Here is an 18234-nt window from a genome sequence, read left to right on the forward strand (position 1 = left end):
ATTTTGACTGAGCGACTGCTTAGATATTTCCGCGAAAAACAGCAAGACGTCCAATCTGAAAAAACATACGACACCCAATGTCCGTTTTGCAGCATGCAATGCAAAATGCAGCTTGTGGAACAAACCGTCGTCACACGGAAAAAGTATACAGCCATCGCCATCGACAATCCCACGACACAAGGCCGTTTATGCATGAAAGGGATGAACGCCCACCAGCATGCCCTGCACTCCTCCCGCATCACCCGGCCGCTGCTCAAAAAAAACGATGAGTTTGTGCCTGTTACTTGGGCTGAAGCACTGAACTACATAAAAGAGCAAGTCACCCTGATCCAAGACAAACACGGTCATGATGCGATGGCTGTCTACGGAAGCGCCTCGATTACGAATGAAGAGGCATATCTATTAGGAAAGTTCGCACGAGTCGGCTTACAGACAAAATACATCGATTACAACGGCCGGCTATGTATGTCCGCCGCAGCAACCGGAGCCAACCAAACATTCGGAGCAGACAGAGGCTTAACGAATCCCTTATCAGACATTCCCCACACCCGTGTGATCATTCTGGCCGGCACCAATATTGCGGAATGCCAGCCTACGATTATGCCGTATTTTGAAAAAGCGAAAGAAAACGGAGCTTACATCATTGCCATTGATCCCCGTGAAACAGCGACGACAAAAATCGCCGATCTTCATATGAAAATCAAACCCGGCACAGACGCCGCTCTTGCCAACGGTCTCGTCAAAATCATCATCGACGAACAGCTCGCAAACGAAGATTTTATTCGCACGCGCACAAACGGATTTGATGAGCTCAAACAGCATACCGGCGCTTTAAATCTGGAAGACATCGCCGAGCAGACAAGTGTTCCTTTAGAGCAAATGCGAAAGGCCGCTATGAAGTTTGCCAAGGAAACGTCCGGCATGCTGTTTACAGCCCGCGGGATCGAACAGCAAACCGATGGAACCGCGGCTGTGAAAGGCTTCTTAAATGTGGTGCTGATCACAGGAAAAATCGGCAAGCCTTACTCGGGCTACGGAGCGATCACCGGACAGGGCAATGGGCAAGGCGCCCGAGAGCATGGCCAAAAAGCAGATCAGCTTCCCGGCTACCGTTCCATCGAAAACGAAGAACATCGGTCTTATATTGCAAAAGTGTGGGGAGTCAATCCGGATGAGCTCCCGCGAAAAGGCGTCTCAGCCTATGAAATGATGGAAAAAATCAATGATGGAGACATTAAAGGACTGTTTCTAATGTGTTCCAATCCAGCAGTCTCCAGCCCAAATGCCAACCTTGTCAAACAGGCGCTGTCGAAACTGACATTCTTTGTTGCGATCGACTTGTTTCTATCTGAAACTGCGAAATTCGCCGATGTCATTTTGCCCGCATCCTCTTACTTAGAAGACGAAGGCACGATGACTAATGTCGAAGGCCGCGTGACATTGAGGGAAGCGAGCCGCCCCTGCCCGGGAGAAGCAAAGCATGATTGGCAGATCATTTGCGAAATCGCGTCCGTTCTCGGAAAAGGCCGTTATTTTTCCTACACGTCTGCGAAGGATATCTTTAACGAATTGAGAGAAGCAAGCCGCGGCGGAATCGCCGATTATTCCGGCATCACATACGACAGGCTCAGACAAGAAGGCGGGATTCACTGGCCGTGTCCGGAGCCTGATCATCCCGGAACCGGGCGCTTATTTGAGGACTCATTTGCACATCCGGATCAAAAAGCGGCATTAAGTGTGATCTCAAACGAACCCGTTGTTCCAAAAGATAAGCCGACTGCCGAATATCCGTTGTTTTTAACGACCGGAAGGGTCATGTCTCATTATTTAACAGGTGTCCAAACAAGAAAAAGCGCCTCTTTGGCCGCAAGACATTTTGAATCATTTATGGAAATCCATCCGAAAACAGCAGCAGCCTACAATATCGAAGACCGCGTTCTCGTGAACATCGAATCTCCTCGCGGAAGCATCACCGTCCGCAGCAAATGGTCAGAACACATCAGAAAAGACACAGTATTTGTTCCCATCCACTGGGCGGATGCCCAAAACGTAAATGATTTGATTGGCGACAGCCTAGATCCAGCGTGTAAAATGCCCGGTTTTAAGGTATGCGCCGTCCGAGTCAGACCTATTTAAAATTTTCATAAAATTTTTAGAAATTTTCGTATTTTTTGTTACATTTTATAACATGCATCTTAAATATTTCTTTTTGCTGTGCTACGCTGGAAAAAACATTGATAAGGAGCGGATCATCTGATGGGAAAAAAACAGCTAGTTCTTGTTGGTAATGGAATGGCCGGGGTAAGGGCCATTGAAGAGATACTGAATGTTTCAAAAGACGCATTTCAAATCACAATTTTTGGTTCCGAACCGCATCCCAACTACAACCGAATCCTTTTGTCAAAAGTGCTGCAAGGCGATACAGATATCAAAGATATTACGTTAAACGATTGGAACTGGTACGAAGAAAACAATATACAATTGTATACCAATGAAACAGTTATTAAAGTGGACACCGAAAACAAAACGGTCATCACCGATGCAGACAGAATACAGCCTTATGATGAACTGATCCTGGCTACGGGTTCTGTCCCTTTTATCCTGCCGATTCCGGGCGCAGACAAAAAAGGCGTCACAGCTTTCCGGGACATAAAAGATACAGACACGATGCTCGCTGCGTCAAAACAATATAAAAAAGCAGCCGTCATTGGCGGGGGCTTGCTTGGCTTAGAAGCTGCGCGCGGCCTGCTGAATCTCGGTATGGAAGTTTCCGTTATCCATCTCGCTCCCTTCCTGATGGAACGCCAGCTTGACGCAACGGCCGGACGCCTGCTGCAAAACGAATTAGAAAAACAAGGAATGACCTTTCTGCTTGAAAAGCAAACAGAAGAAATTCTCGGAGATGACCGGGTCGAGGGCGTCAGGTTCAAAGACGGCACAAGCGTTGAAGCCGATTTAGTCGTCATGGCCGTCGGCATCCGCCCAAATACAGCGCTTGGGGCCGAAAGCGGAATTCCAGTCAACCGCGGCATCATTGTCAACGATTATATGCAAACTGAAATTCCGCACGTTTATGCGGTCGGTGAATGCGCCGAGCACCGAGGAATCGCATACGGACTCGTGGCGCCGCTCTATGAACAGGCGAAAGTTCTCGCTAAACATATCTGCGGTGTTGAAACGAAACCTTATGAAGGCTCCGTTCTCTCCACTCAACTCAAAGTATCAGGAGTCGAGGTCTTTTCTGCCGGTGACTTTAACGAATCAGACGAGAAAAAAGCGATTAAGGTCTTTGATGAACAGGATGGCATTTATAAGAAAGTCGTGCTGCGAGGCAATCAGATTGTCGGAGCCGTTTTATTCGGCGACAGCAGTGAGGGCAACCGCCTGTTTTCGATGATTCAAAAAGAAGCAGATATCTCTGAAACCTCTAAAATCTCAATTTTACAGCCTCTCAACCAAGAAGCCGGCACAAGTCTGACCGCTGCCATGAGCAATGATGAAATCATCTGCGGCTGTAACGGCGTGTCAAAAGGAGCAATTATTCAAGCCATCCAGGAACAGGGCTGTTCATCAACAGATGAAATCAAAGCTTGCACCGGCGCGTCCCGCTCATGCGGAGGCTGTAAGCCGCTCGTAGAAGACATCCTTCAATATACGCTGGGATCAGACTTTGACGCATCAGCCCAAAAAGAAGCGATTTGCGGCTGCACCTCATTGTCGAGAGACGAGGTTGTCGAAGAAATCAAAGCCAAAGGGCTGTCACATACAAGAGAAGTCATGAACGTGCTCGGCTGGAAAACGCCAGAAGGCTGTTCCAAATGCCGTCCGGCTCTGAACTACTATTTAGGCATGATCAATCCGTCCAAATATGAGGATGAGAGAACATCCCGCTTTGTTAATGAACGGATGCACGCCAATATTCAAAAAGACGGAACCTACTCTGTCGTACCGCGGATGTACGGCGGTGTAACCAACTCTCAAGATCTTCGCAAAATCGCTGATGTCGTCGACAAATACGAGATCCCGCTCGTCAAAATGACAGGCGGCCAGCGAATTGACTTGATCGGCGTGAAAAAAGAAGACCTGCCAAAGGTATGGGCCGATCTTGATATGCCGTCAGGCTACGCGTACGGAAAAACACTCCGCACGGTAAAAACATGTGTAGGCGAACAATTCTGCCGCTTCGGCACACAAGACTCCATGGCCTTAGGCATCGACCTTGAGAAAAAATTTGAAGGACTCAACACGCCTCATAAAGTGAAAATGGCCGTATCTGCCTGTCCGCGAAACTGTGCAGAGTCCGGCATTAAAGATCTTGGCGTTGTCGGCATCGACGGAGGCTGGGAGCTTTACGTCGGCGGAAACGGCGGAACCCATCTGCGTGCCGGCGACTTGCTGATGAAGGTGAAAACAAATGAAGAAGTCTTGGAATACGCAGGCGCTTATCTTCAATACTACCGGGAAACCGCAAACTACTTAGAACGCACGTCCGCATGGCTGGAGCGCGTCGGTTTATCCCATGTCCAAGATATTTTAAACGATCCGGAAAAACGGCAGGAGCTGAACGACCGAATGAATGAAACGCTCTCTGTCCACAAAGATCCGTGGAAGGACTTCCTGGAAGATAAACAAACCTCTAAAGAATTATTTGAAAATGTCGTGACCACATCATAATGACAGAAACAAACATTGAGGAGGAATGGACATGGTGAACAAAGACGTCACAAAAGTATGTATCGGAAAAATCGAAGAATTGCCTGAACAATTAGGAAAAACAGTGTATATTGAAGATAAGGAGCTTGCGGTCTTTAAGCTTTCAAACGGGAGCATCCGCGCCATTGAAAACCGCTGTCCCCATAAGGGCGGCGTCCTTGCAGAAGGTATCGTCAGCGGCGAATATGTCTTCTGTCCGATGCACGACTGGAAAATCTCCTTGGAAGACGGAATCGTTCAAGAGCCGGATCACGGCTGTGTCAAAACATACGAAACGCTGATCGAAGGAGAATACGTTTATCTTGTATATTGATCAAAGACCGGATCACTTTCAAAGTGATCCTTCATTTTTTACAGTGACGGAAGGATGACATGATCATGAAAAACGGAATCGTATATTTTGTGGGCGCCGGACCTGGAGATCCAGGGCTCATCACCATAAAAGGAAAACAGGCGCTGGAGGAAGCGGATGTCATTTTGTATGACCGGCTCGCAAACCCTAAGCTGCTCGAATACGCATCACCAGACTGCCAGTTCATTTATTGCGGAAAACTGCCGGACCGCCATTTTATGAAACAAGCAGAGATCAATGCCCTGCTGATTGAAAAAGCGTCGGAGGGATTAACCGTTGTCCGTTTAAAGGGCGGAGATCCCAGCGTGTTTGGCAGAGTCGGCGAGGAAGCAGACGCTCTCCACCAGCATGGCATCCGCTATGAAATGGTGCCGGGCATCACCTCGGGAATCGCAGCGCCGCTGTATGCGGGAATCCCCGTCACGCACCGGGATTTCGCTTCGTCTTTCGCCATGATTACCGCACATGATAAATCCTTAAAAGGAAAGCCGAACCTTGACTGGGAAGGGCTTGCCCGAAGCGTTCAAACGCTTGTGTTTTACATGGGTGTCAAAAACCTTCCATTTATTTGCCAGCAGCTCATCGCGTACGGAAAATCTCCTTCTTTCCCTGTCATCGTGATTCAATGGGGAACGTGGGGCCGCCAGCGGAGCGTAAAAGGAACGCTGCAGGATATCCATCAAAAAATACAGGAACAGCAAATCACAAATCCCGCCATTATCGTCATCGGTGATATTGTAAACGTTCAAACACACAGCTGGTTTGAAAGCAAACCATTCATCGGGCAGCATATGATGATAGTCACTCATGGCGAAGATGAGCATACGCTGGCAGACAAGCTGCGCGATTATGGTGCCGATGTCATCGAATGGCCAAAATGGCGTACTGAAAAAATGCCTGCCAACGAGGATATTCTAGGACAGATCAGCACCTTTGAGGATATTTTCTTCACATCACGCCGTGCGGTTAGCGAATTTTTTCAAGCGCTCGCGTCCAAACGAATCGACATTCGCCAGCTGACCGCACGCCTGAGTGCAGCGTCAGAAGCAGGAAAGGCAGAGCTTATAAAACGCGGCTTCATCATATCCGAGCACCATCACAATTCACCTAAAAAGCTGATTGTCGGCAGCCGTCATTCAGTAGAAGAAATGCAGAAATCAGAGTCCTGTTTGTGCTATATCACCCATGAAAACGTCATAGATGAGCGATTCACCAGAATGACCGAACGGACGATCAGTGAGTCTCCTCTGCACATGATCATTTGCCCCGGCAAGCAGTCCGCTCAGCAATTGATCAGCGCAGGAGAAGAAATCGGCATTTCACCAGAACCGTCAGCAAGCCGCCCCCCTGTCATCTGTATAGGCGATGGCGCGGCCGCCGCTGCATATGGGTTTACTGCCGTACAAGACCAAGAGCAATTATTTGCGTTTATACAAAATGAGCAAGTGGAGAAAAAGCTCCTCCACAGCTGATGATACAGCCCTTTTCCAAAGGGCTTTTTTATTTATGAACCAATTTTTTGTGGTGGGTGGAATACATCGCCATATTTTCCGCCTGAGGGTCCAGATAAGATTTCGCACTGTTGACGGCAGTCGGGCCTTCCGTAAAACCGCCGGCAATCAATCTGAGCTTGCTTTCATAATACGCCGCGTCCCCCGCAACAAACACGCCCGGAAGATTCGTCCGCATATGTCTGTCAGCTTTAATCCGGCCTTCTTCAATCTCGAGACCCCAATCCTTCATCGGGCCGAGATCAATTTTAAACCCGTGATTAATAATGAGCTCATCAAGCTCGATTTCCTCGGTATGTCCAGACTCAGTATGACAAACGGTGACGCTTTCGATGCGTTCTTCAGTGCCGCTGAGATGTTCCAGCCGATAAGGAGTAAGCACCCGCACAGATGACTGCTTCATTTTCGTCACGCTGCTTTCCAGTCCGCCGAATTCCTCCCTGCGGTGCACGACAGTAACAGACGCCGCAATCGGTTCCAGCTCATTAGCCCAATCGACCGCAGTATCTCCCCCGCCAGAAATCACAACCCGTTTGCCTCTAAACGCATCAAGCTTCTCCACTTTATAATGAAGATTTTTTCCTGCATATCGGCTTGCATCCTGGCTGTCAAACTCATTGACCTCCAGCGTGCCCATTCCGACAGCCAAAATAACGGTTCTTGTATAGTGCTTCTCCCCCTCAGAGCTAGTCAGCACCATGGTTCCGTCATCCAGACGCTCAAATCCGGTCACTCGCTGATTCAGCACAATATCAGGGTCAAACGTCGCCGCCTGCTCCTTCAGCTGTTCGATCAGCTGCTCCCCGGCAATCCCCGGTATCCCGCCAATATCGCGAATGATTTTCTCAGGGAAAAATAAAGACACCTTTCCCCCGAGCCGCGGCAAAAACTCGATCACTTTCGTTTTCAGCTCCCGCATGCCGCAGTAAAAAGCCGTAAACAGCCCGATCGGTCCCCCGCCTATAATCGTGACGTCATACACCTCTTGATTTTCAGCCATCCGTCCTGCCTCCCGTTCCAATCTATCATTAACGTTATATCATTTAATTGAGAATGAATATCAATACAAAGTATATCATATTTCCAGAGTCCGTGTTCAACCATTTTGCCGGCCCTGAATAATAATTCCCGCGCATGATGTTTGCCGCAAAGGTGCCGCAGTTCACCACTGGATTTCTTAGAATCCTAAACAAGGTGAAACGATCCTTCCTCCTCTTCCGTCAAACAATCAGTGCCTTTTTTCGTGATATAATCAGAGGCAGCTTACCATGAGCGGAGGTTTTATTGTGACAGCACAATCGTCTTTTCTTCAGCTGAATTCTATTTTTATCAGTATTTTAATAGAAGCCATTCCGTTTATTCTGATTGGCGTCATTCTGTCCGGAATCATTCAAATGTTTGTTTCTGAAGAAATGATTGCAAGGATCATGCCGAAAAACCGGTTTCTCGCAGTCTTATTTGGTGCGCTTGCCGGCATCTTATTTCCCGCCTGCGAATGCGGCATTATCCCGATTACGAGGCGGCTTCTGCTAAAAGGGGTTCCTCTTCATGCAGGCGTTGCTTTTATGCTGACTGCTCCTATCATCAATCCCATTGTTTTGTTTTCTACGTATATTGCATTCGGGAATAGATGGAGCGTTGTCTTTTACCGGGGCGGGCTGGCGCTGGCCGTTTCGGTGATCATCGGCATCATCTTATCCTATCAATTTAAGGATAACCAGCTTTTAAAGCCTAATGAACCCGGGCATCGCCATCATCATCACCACACCCTGCTGCAAAAGCTGGGAGGGACCTTGCGTCACGCCATTGATGAATTTTTCTCCGTGGGGAAATATTTAATCATCGGCGCCTTTATCGCAGCTGCGATGCAGACGTACGTCAAAACATCCACTCTGCTTGCGATCGGACAGAATGATGTATCATCTTCCCTCGTGATGATGGGCCTGGCGTTTGTCTTGTCGCTTTGTTCAGAAGTGGATGCATTTATTGCGTCTTCCTTCAGCAGCACATTTTCTTTAGGCTCGCTCATCGCCTTTCTCGTCTTCGGTGCGATGGTTGATATTAAGAATCTCTTGATGATGCTCGCGGCCTTCAAAAAACGATTTGTTTTCCTGCTGATTACGTATATTGTCGTGATCGTCTTAGCGGGATCACTACTTGTAAAGGGGTGATTGGATGTTTCGTCTATTGGTGCTGATGGGATTTACGTTTTTCTTTTATCATCTGCACACCTCAGGAAATCTAACAAAATATATCAATATGAAATATGCCTATCTGTCCTTTATTGCGATCTTCCTGCTGGCCATTTTGACAGCTGTTCAAGCGTATTTATTTATCAAATCGCCTGAAAAAGGCGGGCATCATCATGACGATGATTGCGGCTGCGGCCATGATCATGACCATGAACAAAACAAACCATTTTATCAGCGGTATTTTATTTATCTTGTTTTTATTTTCCCTTTGGTGTCAGGCATCTTTTTTCCGATTGCGACGCTTGACTCATCCATCGTCAAAACGAAAGGATTCTCGTTTAAGGCCATGGAAAGCGGAGATCACTACTCCCAAACCCAGTATCTGCGGCCTGATGCCAGCCTTTATTATGCGCAAGACAGCTATGACAAGCAGATGAAACAGCTGTATAAAAAATATTCTGGTAAAAAAGAGATTTCTCTGACCGATGATGATTTCTTAAAGGGTATGGAAACCATTTATAACTATCCGGGTGAATTTCTCGGCCGTACGATTGAATTTCATGGATTTGCGTATAAAGGAAACGCGATTAACAAAAACCAGCTTTTCGTATTGCGGTTTGGCATTATTCACTGTATCGCTGATTCCGGCGTTTACGGGATGCTTGTGGAATTTCCGAAGGACATGGATATTAAGGATGATGAATGGATTCATATCAAAGGCACTTTGTCCTCAGAATACTATCAGCCATTCAAATCCACCCTCCCTGTCGTGAAAGTGACGGACTGGAACACCATTAAAAAACCTGATGATCCGTATGTTTACAGAGGATTTTAATTGAAGACGAAACCAGTACAAGTACTGGTTTCTTTTTTTATTTCTTTTTCATCAGCATCAAATCAAGATAGAGCTGGCATCGCGTTCTGAAATCGCTTAAATCGATGGATGTCATTTCAAGAATCTGCTTGATGCGGTAATTTAATGTGTTTTGGTGAATAAACAGCTGTTCTGCGGCTGGTTTTGTTTTGCAGTTGTTGAGGAGATAGATTTCCAGCGTCTTCAGCAGCTCGGTGCTGCTTTCTTGGTCTTTCGCTTTTAGTAAAGCCAAATCCTTATTCTCGTATTCCAAAAAGTCATTTTTCTGTTCAATGCTTTCTAAATAACGATAAATACCGAGCTTCTCATATTCATATGGAATGTTTTCCTGGTTACCGGTTATTTCTGCGGCTTTAATGACTTCCAATGCTTCTGTATAACTTTTGCCAAGTTTTAAGATGTGGTCATATTCGTTTCCGATACCGATATAGATAGGGGTAGGAATTTTTTGAAAGTGAAAATGTGTTAACAGCTTGTTAATGAATTCAGCAGCTGCTGAGGAGGCGGAGCTTTTTTGGGAAAAACTCGCTACGACGATGACAATATTGGATTCTATCGTTAAGACATGACTGACTTTATCCCGCAAATTCAGGTAAGACCTGATATTTTCCTTTAAATCTTCCACCGCTTCCCCATCCCCATTCGCGGCGTGCAGGATGACAACTGAAAACACAGAAGGCAGCACGGTGTTGATTCTCTCAGCTTCGCGCCTGAGCTCCTTTTCAGAAATAAATTGCTGATAGATAGCCCGTTTGATGAGGTCCTCAGCTCTTTCTTCCTTTTCCTGTTTCAGCTTGTTCGCTTTATAAATAATTTTTCCGACATGGAAGGAGGTCTCGTACAAAAAATCGAGCTCTTCGTCTGTCAGATCACGATCCAGTTCCTGAATCCAGATGTAGCCCATGACTTCCCCTTTATGCTTCGCACTCACGACTACTCTCTGATTTAACCCAATGCTCTCAATTTTATTGACGCGAAAAGGCTCAGGTTCTGTTTTCAGCTTTTCAATGATCCCGTCCTTCAAAAACCTCTCAAAAATCTGAACCGGACACTTTTTTGAAAAAATAGTCTGCTGGTTCGCAGAATCAAAATGGTTAATATAGTAAGAATTGTAGGCTAACAAAAAGAAATCCGCGCTTTCCAGTATCACTGGTTTTTGCAGTTCATAGCTGATAAAGTCAATCAGCTTATCAACATCTGAAAATGAAAAAACTCTCTCTAAAAGCTCTTCCATACCTTTTTTCTCCTATACTTTTTTTACTTTAATCATATCCATACGGGGTCTTTTTGTATAGAAAAAAATACGTTTGTTTCCAAAAGAAAAAACAGCGGTCTTAAAAGGAGAAAAGAGGAAAAAGGGATATCCCCTTCCTCCTCCTTTCGATCTTTATTGTGACATCGTATCTTGGTAGTCTTTAAACTGGTCTGTCACATCTTGTGACGGAGCCTGCGTCAATACGCTGACGATATAGACAGATAATAGACTCGCAGCAAAACCAGGTATGATTTCATACAGAAAGCCCGAAAGACCGGCATTCGCCCAAATGATTACAGTCGCTGCCCCTACAATCATGCCGGCGAGTGCCCCCCATTTGGTCATTCGTTTCCAAAATAAACTGAGCAGTACAACTGGTCCAAAAGATGCACCGAAGCCCGCCCACGCGTAGCTGACCAATCCAAGGATGGTATTGTTTTTCTCCCATGCCAGAACTAACGCGACAATTGAAACAGCCAGCACAGCCAGACGCCCTAAAAACACCAGTTCTTTATCAGAAGCTGAGCGCCGGAACATCGACTTATACAAATCTTCTACCAAAGAGCTTGATGTGACAAGCAGCTGGGAAGAAATCGTACTCATGATGGCCGCTAAAATCGCAGAAATCAGAAAACCTGTGATAATTGGGTGGAACAAAATGTTTCCTAATTGAATAAAAATCGTCTCCGGGTCCTTCAATGTCATGCCCCGCTGATGGTAATAAGCGATTCCGCCCAAACCTGTCAGCACTGCGCCGACCGCCGAAAGAATCATCCATCCCATTCCGATTCTGCGCGCTCTTTTGATCTCTTTGACAGACGTAATCGCCATAAAGCGCACAATGATATGCGGCTGGCCGAAGTAGCCCAAGCCCCAGGCAAACAATGAAATGATGCCAAGAACACTGGTTCCTTTAAAAATATTAAACATATCAGGGTCCACAGAGCGGATCTCAGCAGTTGTATCACCTATTCCCCCGGTGTGGAAAAACGTAACGATAGGCACGAGAATAAGTGCTGCAAACATAATGATCCCCTGAACAAAATCTGTCCAGCTGACAGCCAGAAAGCCCCCAAACAGGGTGTACGCGACAACAACACCAGTCACAATCCACAAGCCGGTGTGATAATTCATCCCCAGGATGCTGTTGAACAAGACGCCGCCGGACACCATTCCGGAAGATACATAAAATGTGAAAAAGACTAAAATGACAATTCCTGAAAACAGTCTGAGGAGCTTTGTTTGATCTCCGAAACGATTTTCAAGGAATCCGGGAATCGTAATCGAATTCCCCGCTTTTTCTGTATATGTTCTCAGCCGCGGCGCGACGTAGAGCCAGTTTGCCCATGCTCCAAGGCAAAGCCCGAACACAATCCAAACGCCGCTTAGTCCAGTTGAAAACATGGCGCCCGGAAGCCCCATCAGCAGCCAGCCGCTCATATCGGCAGCTCCCGCACTGAGAGCGGTTACAGCCGGACCTAAGGAACGTCCTCCCAGCATGTAATCCGTCAGGTTTGACGTACGTTTGTAGGCAAAGTAGCCGATCAGCAGCATCCCCGCCATATAAATACAAATTGAAATAATCAGCTGTGTGTTTTCTATGGCACTTCCTCCTCTTTTTTATAGTATATGGATGAAATGGACACCCCCGCAGGGAGGATGCCCATTTAGTCCCGCTTTAGAACATTTCACTGATTGTTTTTGCCTGCATGTGCAGTGCCAGGTAATCAGGACCGCCGGCTTTTGAATCTGTGCCGGACATTTTGAAGCCGCCGAACGGATGGTAGCCGACGATGGCTCCTGTACAGTTGCGGTTAAAGTACAGATTTCCAACATGGAATTCTTGTTTTGCACGCTCAATGTGCTTGCGGTTGTTTGTGATCACCGCTCCCGTTAAACCGTACTCAGTATTGTTGGCCACTTCTAATGCTTCATCAAAGCTTGATACTTTAGAGAAAGCGACAACAGGCCCGAAAATTTCTTCCTGCATGAGTCTTGCTTTCGGTTCAAGGTCAGCGAAGATCGTCGGTTTGATGAAGAATCCTTTTGAATCATCACCAGTGCCGCCGCTTACTAATCGGCCTTCCTCTTTTCCGATCTCAATATAACTCATAATTTTATCATAAGAACCCTGGTCAATGACAGGTCCCATGTAAACATCTGCGCTGTCAGGGCTAGCCGTTACTTTAGATTCTGTAATTTCAATAACGCGCTCTAATACTTGATCATACACTTTTTCATGGACAACAGCACGTGAACCCGCAGAACATTTTTGGCCCGCAAAGCCGAATGCAGATGTAAAGATGGATTGAGCCGCCAATTCAATGTCAGCATCCTCATCCACTACAACTGTATCCTTACCGCCCATTTCAGCGATAACACGTTTTAAGTGCTGCTGGCCTGGCTGAACTTTTGCCGCACGTTCGAAGATTCTCGTACCGACTTCTCTTGATCCTGTAAACGTGATAAGGCTTGTTTTTGGATGATCAACAAGGTAGTCACCGACTTCCGCTCCGCTTCCAGGAACAAAGTTGACAACGCCTTTTGGCAGACCGGATTCTTCAAGAACCTCAACGAATTTCGCAGCAATGACAGGCGTTGCGCTCGCAGGTTTAAGAACAACTGTGTTACCGGTAACGATCGGTGCTACTGTTGTTCCCGCCATAATCGCGAACAAGAAGTTCCAAGGCGGAATAACGACTGTTACGCCAGTCGGCGTGTATACATATTGGTTTTTCTCGCCTTCACGGCTGTTGACCGGTTTTCCTTTTGCCAGTTCAATCATTTGGCGTGCATAATATTCCATGAAGTCAATCGCTTCAGCCGTATCGGCATCAGCCTCGTTCCAAGGCTTCCCTGCTTCTTTCACGAGCAAAGCGGAGAATTCATGCTTTCTGTTGCGGACTTTGGCAGCCGCGCGGAACAGGACAGCCGCTCTTTCTTCCGGAGACGTGTATCTCCACTCTTCAAAGGCTTTAGCCGCAGCTTCAATTGCTTGCTCAGCGTGCTCTTGAGAAGCTTTTGAGACTCTGCCGACTACCTCTTCTTTATTAGCCGGGTTAATGGAAACGATCTTCGCTTCTGTTTCCACTCTTTCACCGTTGATGACAAGCGGATAGTCTTTTCCTAAATATTCGTTTACTGTCGCAAGCGCTTTTTTAAACGCTTCTACGTTGTTTTGGTCTTGGAAATTTGTGAATGGTTCATGTTTGTAAGGTGTTGTCATTGTAATCTCTCCTTTTTTACTTCTTCGTCATTCCTTTGAAAGCAAATGCAATGTTTGACGGACGTTCTGCCAGGCGTCTCATAAAGTAGCCGTACCAATCCTCTCCGTAAGGCAGGTAGACTCTCATGTTATAACCTTCTTTTACGAGGCTGAGCTGGGTTTGCGACCGCATGCCGTACAGCATCTGGAATTCAAACATGTCATTGGAAATGCCGTTTTCCCTGGCAAGCTGCTTTGTATAATCGATCATTTTATCGTCATGTGTCGCAATCGCTGTGTAGTGACCATTTAAGAGCTGCTTTCGGATGATTTTTTTGTAGTTCTCATCGACATCGCTTTTTTCCGGAAAAGCCACTTTCTCTGATTCCTTATATGCTCCTTTTACAAGACGAAGGAACGGTTTCAAAGAATCCAAATCGTCAATATCGTTTTCCGTCCGGTACAGATAGGCCTGTAACACCGTGCTTACATACTCGTATTTCCTTCTGAAATCCTTGAAAATATCAAGCGTTTTCTGGCATCTGACCTCGTCTTCCATGTCTATGGTGACCATGACTTTATGCTTCTCGGCCGTCTGGACGATTTTCGTCATATTTTCATACACCAGATCCATATCTATATCGAGACCTAAAGACGTCATCTTTAAAGAAACGTGTGAGTTCAGCTGCTGATCCGCAATGGTCTCAATGGTTTGGATGCATTCTTCCGTGCGTTCCCTTGCGACCTCGGCGCTGTTCACAAACTCGCCTAAATGATCGACAGTAACTGACAAGCCTTGGCTGTTAAGCTGTCGAATTGTCGGGATTGAACTATTAAAATCATTCCCGCCGATAATTTTACCCGCTGCCACCCGGCTTCCCCAGTTTCTCGCCATCTTATTGAGAAAGCCGCTTTTGGATAAAAATAAGAAAAAATCTCTTGTGATCACTTCCAACCTCAACACCCCGCAATCTAAGAAGTATTTGTATGAGTTTATTGTAAATGGACAAAACCACCGTTCACAATATTCTCAAAATACAAAGATTCTGATTATTTTTGTGGGTTTCTCACAATCAGATAGTTAGAAAGTCGGGGGACTTCCTGTCGAAAAATGGAGAGAGGAAGCGACAGTAAACATCAGCTTCCTCCATCACTCCACACTTCTTCAACAGTATTCAAAAGCAGACGATTCAACTCAGGAGTGATATCTTTTTTGATGATTTTCAGCGTTTTCGCCGCTTCCATAATCCTTTCAATCTCCGTTTCAATGAATTGGTGAATCACATGAATTCTTGCTTCTAGATCCAGTTCTTCACCTTTTCTTTTGCGCTCAAGCAAGGTTTCCATCTCTGCTCTCAGTTCGGGTTCCGTAATCAATTCATTCATCAAAACAGTAAAATCCATCGGCGGAATGGTTCCGTGCTTTTCAATCCACTTACACGCCAGTATCGGCCGCAGCACGTAAAAATACTTTTTGATTTTCACCTCTTGCCCTTGCAGGTAATCCTTGACGTTTCTTTTTGCCATATTGATATAGTGATACACACTGGCTTCAGGCTTAAACGCTGTGCTTCGCAGCTTTCTCAGCTGCTCTGCGGTCGTAAAAGCTTCGTAATACACAATGTCTGAGGACAGCCACTCAAGCAGCGGAGGGTTTGATTTTTTGAAAAGACGCAGCGTTTTTCTCAGTTCCCAGCCGCTGATATCCAGCAAATCGTGGATCGGCTCTTCAATGACATCCCGCTCCTGCTCGATTGAAAAATACCATTCCTTTTTCGGCACATAAATAAAGCGGACATCATAATCGCTGTCTTGCGACGGGAATCCCCAAGCACGGCTCCCTGATTCAACGGCATACACGATTTTAACGCTGTATTCCTGCTCAATTCGTTTTAGTTCATCAATGATTCTTTGTTTCATATATATTCGTCTCCCGTCTTTTCTCATTCCGGCTGTTTGCAGAAAAAAACCGCCCGATGATGCGGCGGCTCTTCACGTCTGTCAGCCTTTAAGATGCTGCTTAAAGAAGGCAAGCTTTTCCGTTTGAAAGGCAGGGATATACTCATGCCCAAAGTAGCGGTACACCTTCAGCTCTTTTTCTGTCTCCAGATGGTTATAGGCCGCAAACACAGTAGAAGGCGGCGTAACCTTGTCAATCAGCCCGATCGACATCAGTACAGGCACCTTCACCCTGTCAGCCAGATTCATAATATCGAAATACGTTAGTGTATTCATGGCCCGCTCTTCTGTTTCCGGGCTGCCATTTCTTCTGAAGAAGGAATTGATTTCGAGATACGGCTGTTCAAGCGCCACATCGATGGCCCGATCGAAATTGCTTAAATAAGGATAATCAGCAACAGCGGCTTTCGGAATATCTGACAGAGCCGCGGCCGCAATGGTTAAGCCTCCGCCCTGGCTTCCGCCCGTCACGCCGATTCTCGTTTTGTCGACTTCATCAAAGCTGCTGATGACCTCAAGCGCGCGGACGGCGTCCAAATAAACTCCCCGGTAGTAGTATGTATCTTTATCAAGAATTCCTTTCGTCATCCAGCCCAATGCGTGTCCGTGCGGAGAAATACTGGTATCCTCGCTGCCCTGCTGGCCGCGGACAAGCATGCCGAACGCAGCGTATCCGTGCAGCGCCCAATTGACCATTTCATGAATTTCTCCGTCATAGCTTGCATTGTAGCCGTGATATTTCACGATCGCCGGATGCGGGCCTTCTTTGTCAGGCACCGCATACCATCCGGCAATGCTGGCATTCCCAAAACTTTTATATGTGAGGCGGTATACCTTCACGCCATCAGCAGGATAATCAACCGGCTGTAAGTCAGGAACTGCTGGAACTTTGGCAAGCTCATTCAAAGAGGATTTCCAAAACTCAGAAAAATCTTTTTGGGCAGTTTTGTCAGGCTTATACGTTTGCAATTGGTCGAACGGCATATCGAATAGTTGCATTCCCGATTATTCTCCTTTGTTTAATAAGATTTAGTTATTCTATACTATCACGTTTTGAATCTATTTTCTAAATTTTTTAACATCTGTTTTCTGATTCAATCCCTCGACGTGCATTTGTTCTTGTGATGAATATCCTTCTATCCTTGAACACCATATTCACTCTTCTTGATCAAACGTTTGTTTAACCGATTCCCGGCTCAGTTCCATAAAGGCCTGAGCGGTCAGACTGACATAGCGGTTCTTTAAAAATACAAAAACCAGAGTGCGTGAAGGCGCGGATTGAAGAGATAAATAGATGACACCCGGGTCTTTGTCTCTTTTGACCATATTTGGCGCCAGTGTTACCCCCAAACCGTTTGCCACAAGGGATTGCGCGGTTTCGATGTGGCTCGTTTTAAACGCCGCGTGTGGCTTAAAGCCGCTTTCCGCACATAGGTCAAGTACCGTCCGGCGAAAACCGTAGCCCTCCTTCAGCAAAATAAAAGGAACGTGCTTTGCCATCTCAAGCGGCACGCACGGCGGCCGGCTCCCCTCTCTTTCCAGCGCTTTATCAATCAGTGCAGTCATTTCGGGCGGCATCCACCTTTGTTTTTCCTTTGGTACGGCAAGAACGATCGGCTCCGTCAGCAAGGGTTCGATGGAGAGCCTCTCATCCTCGATCGGCAAGGATAAAACAGAAAGATCAACCTCTCCCTTTGCCGTCATCTCCTCCAAGGCAGCCGGGTCTTTTTCGATAAGCTGAACCTCCACACGGGGATAACGCGCCAAAAACTGCTTCAGCAGCGGAGGAAAAATATATCTCCCTGTTACAGCCGGAATCCCGATCGAAAGCTTGTGTCCCAGTCCTTGAGAACGCTCCTGCATCTCCCGCAGCAAGTCATCCCTTGATCGAATGATGTCCTCAGCCTTTTCAATAAAACGGCGGCCGTGCGGTGTCAGCGTAACAGAGCCGTGTGACCTGTGAAAAAGAGTAAGCCCAAGTTCCATCTCAAGCTTTTTGATTTGCTGGCTGAGAGAAGGCTGGGCGATATGAAGGTGCTTCGCCGCTTTTGTAAAGCTCTGTCGGCGGGCAATTTCCGCAGCATATTCCATCACTTTAATATCCATTTCAGCCTCCATAGGTTGAAACTATCGAATTCATCATTTTTATATCTTGGACGAATCATAACAGACA

Annotated in this window: 14 protein-coding genes; 6 read left to right on the forward strand and 8 right to left on the reverse strand. The window is 46.5% G+C overall.

Going from position 1 to position 18234, the window contains the following annotated elements; genetic code table 11:
• The first annotated feature begins 3 nt into the window (after window positions 1–3).
• The 4 genes from nasC (at window position 4) to cobA (ending at window position 6537) form a co-directional block, all read left to right on the forward strand.
• Window positions 4–2136 carry an assimilatory nitrate reductase catalytic subunit NasC gene (gene nasC, locus LNN34_RS14570; RefSeq protein ID WP_229043704.1) on the forward strand — a complete coding sequence of 711 codons (2133 nt, stop codon included), beginning with the start codon at window positions 4–6 and terminating at the stop codon, window positions 2134–2136.
• A gap of 120 nt (window positions 2137–2256) precedes the next feature.
• Window positions 2257–4674, forward strand: coding sequence for an NADPH-nitrite reductase (gene nasD, locus LNN34_RS14575; protein ID WP_229043705.1), 2418 nt, complete (start codon window positions 2257–2259; stop codon window positions 4672–4674).
• 31 nt (window positions 4675–4705) lie between these two features.
• Window positions 4706–5026, forward strand: a complete 321-nt coding sequence (gene nirD / locus LNN34_RS14580; RefSeq protein ID WP_024120163.1) for a nitrite reductase small subunit NirD — start codon at window positions 4706–4708, stop codon at window positions 5024–5026.
• 59 nt (window positions 5027–5085) lie between these two features.
• Window positions 5086–6537: a uroporphyrinogen-III C-methyltransferase gene (gene cobA / locus LNN34_RS14585; protein WP_229043706.1), complete on the forward strand. Its 1452-nt coding sequence runs from the start codon at window positions 5086–5088 to the stop codon at window positions 6535–6537.
• A 28-nt stretch (window positions 6538–6565) separates the two neighbouring features.
• Here the strand turns inward: cobA and LNN34_RS14590 are convergent, their stop codons facing one another.
• Window positions 6566–7576 carry an NAD(P)/FAD-dependent oxidoreductase gene (locus tag LNN34_RS14590; RefSeq protein ID WP_229043707.1) on the reverse strand — a complete coding sequence of 337 codons (1011 nt, stop codon included), beginning with the start codon at window positions 7574–7576 and terminating at the stop codon, window positions 6566–6568.
• A gap of 286 nt (window positions 7577–7862) precedes the next feature.
• Between LNN34_RS14590 and LNN34_RS14595 the strand changes: the two genes are divergently transcribed.
• Window positions 7863–8747 (forward strand): permease, encoded by an 885-nt coding sequence (locus LNN34_RS14595; protein ID WP_216395027.1) that lies wholly within the window; start codon window positions 7863–7865, stop codon window positions 8745–8747.
• Window positions 8748–8751: 4 nt separating this feature from the next.
• On the forward strand, window positions 8752–9603 hold the full coding sequence (locus tag LNN34_RS14600; RefSeq protein WP_185848309.1) for a TIGR03943 family putative permease subunit: 852 nt from the start codon (window positions 8752–8754) through the stop codon (window positions 9601–9603).
• A 37-nt stretch (window positions 9604–9640) separates the two neighbouring features.
• Here the strand turns inward: LNN34_RS14600 and putR are convergent, their stop codons facing one another.
• From putR to LNN34_RS14635, 7 genes are all read right to left on the reverse strand, one after another.
• Entirely contained in the window at window positions 9641–10876 is a 1236-nt protein-coding gene (putR, locus tag LNN34_RS14605; RefSeq protein ID WP_010332961.1) for a proline utilization transcriptional regulator PutR, read from the reverse strand.
• 153 nt (window positions 10877–11029) lie between these two features.
• Window positions 11030–12484 (reverse strand): sodium/proline symporter PutP, encoded by a 1455-nt coding sequence (gene putP, locus LNN34_RS14610; protein WP_416378574.1) that lies wholly within the window; start codon window positions 12482–12484, stop codon window positions 11030–11032.
• Window positions 12485–12575: 91 nt separating this feature from the next.
• Complete coding sequence (pruA, locus tag LNN34_RS14615; RefSeq protein ID WP_044161972.1) at window positions 12576–14123, reverse strand: L-glutamate gamma-semialdehyde dehydrogenase; 1548 nt, start codon at window positions 14121–14123, stop codon at window positions 12576–12578.
• 16 nt (window positions 14124–14139) lie between these two features.
• On the reverse strand, window positions 14140–15051 hold the full coding sequence (gene putB / locus LNN34_RS14620; protein ID WP_081638229.1) for a proline dehydrogenase PutB: 912 nt from the start codon (window positions 15049–15051) through the stop codon (window positions 14140–14142).
• Between the two features lie 188 nt (window positions 15052–15239).
• Window positions 15240–16022, reverse strand: a complete 783-nt coding sequence (locus tag LNN34_RS14625; RefSeq protein ID WP_229043709.1) for a nucleotidyltransferase domain-containing protein — start codon at window positions 16020–16022, stop codon at window positions 15240–15242.
• A gap of 81 nt (window positions 16023–16103) precedes the next feature.
• Window positions 16104–17060, reverse strand: coding sequence for a cephalosporin C deacetylase (gene cah, locus LNN34_RS14630; protein ID WP_095714442.1), 957 nt, complete (start codon window positions 17058–17060; stop codon window positions 16104–16106).
• A 156-nt stretch (window positions 17061–17216) separates the two neighbouring features.
• On the reverse strand, window positions 17217–18167 hold the full coding sequence (locus tag LNN34_RS14635) for a LysR family transcriptional regulator (RefSeq protein ID WP_229043710.1): 951 nt from the start codon (window positions 18165–18167) through the stop codon (window positions 17217–17219).
• Window positions 18168–18234: the final 67 nt, after the last annotated feature.

Origin of the sequence: Bacillus sp. AF23, from assembly GCF_020861455.1 — a bacterium.
Taxonomy (GTDB): Bacteria; Bacillota; Bacilli; order Bacillales; family Bacillaceae; genus Bacillus; species Bacillus halotolerans.

What these genes read in the sequence shown, in the direction of transcription:
- nasD (WP_229043705.1), top strand. Translation starts at nt 2,257, where the DNA reads ATGGGAAAAAAACAGCTAGTTCTTGTTGGTAATGGAATGGCCGGGGTA.
- LNN34_RS14625 (WP_229043709.1), bottom strand. Translation starts at nt 16,022, where the DNA reads ATGAAACAAAGAATCATTGATGAACTAAAACGAATTGAGCAGGAATAC.
- pruA (WP_044161972.1), bottom strand. Translation starts at nt 14,123, where the DNA reads ATGACAACACCTTACAAACATGAACCATTCACAAATTTCCAAGACCAA.
- cah (WP_095714442.1), bottom strand. Translation starts at nt 17,060, where the DNA reads ATGCAACTATTCGATATGCCGTTCGACCAATTGCAAACGTATAAGCCT.
- nirD (WP_024120163.1), top strand. Translation starts at nt 4,706, where the DNA reads ATGGTGAACAAAGACGTCACAAAAGTATGTATCGGAAAAATCGAAGAA.
- LNN34_RS14590 (WP_229043707.1), bottom strand. Translation starts at nt 7,576, where the DNA reads ATGGCTGAAAATCAAGAGGTGTATGACGTCACGATTATAGGCGGGGGA.
- LNN34_RS14600 (WP_185848309.1), top strand. Translation starts at nt 8,752, where the DNA reads ATGTTTCGTCTATTGGTGCTGATGGGATTTACGTTTTTCTTTTATCAT.
- cobA (WP_229043706.1), top strand. Translation starts at nt 5,086, where the DNA reads ATGATCATGAAAAACGGAATCGTATATTTTGTGGGCGCCGGACCTGGA.
- putR (WP_010332961.1), bottom strand. Translation starts at nt 10,876, where the DNA reads ATGGAAGAGCTTTTAGAGAGAGTTTTTTCATTTTCAGATGTTGATAAG.
- LNN34_RS14635 (WP_229043710.1), bottom strand. Translation starts at nt 18,167, where the DNA reads ATGGATATTAAAGTGATGGAATATGCTGCGGAAATTGCCCGCCGACAG.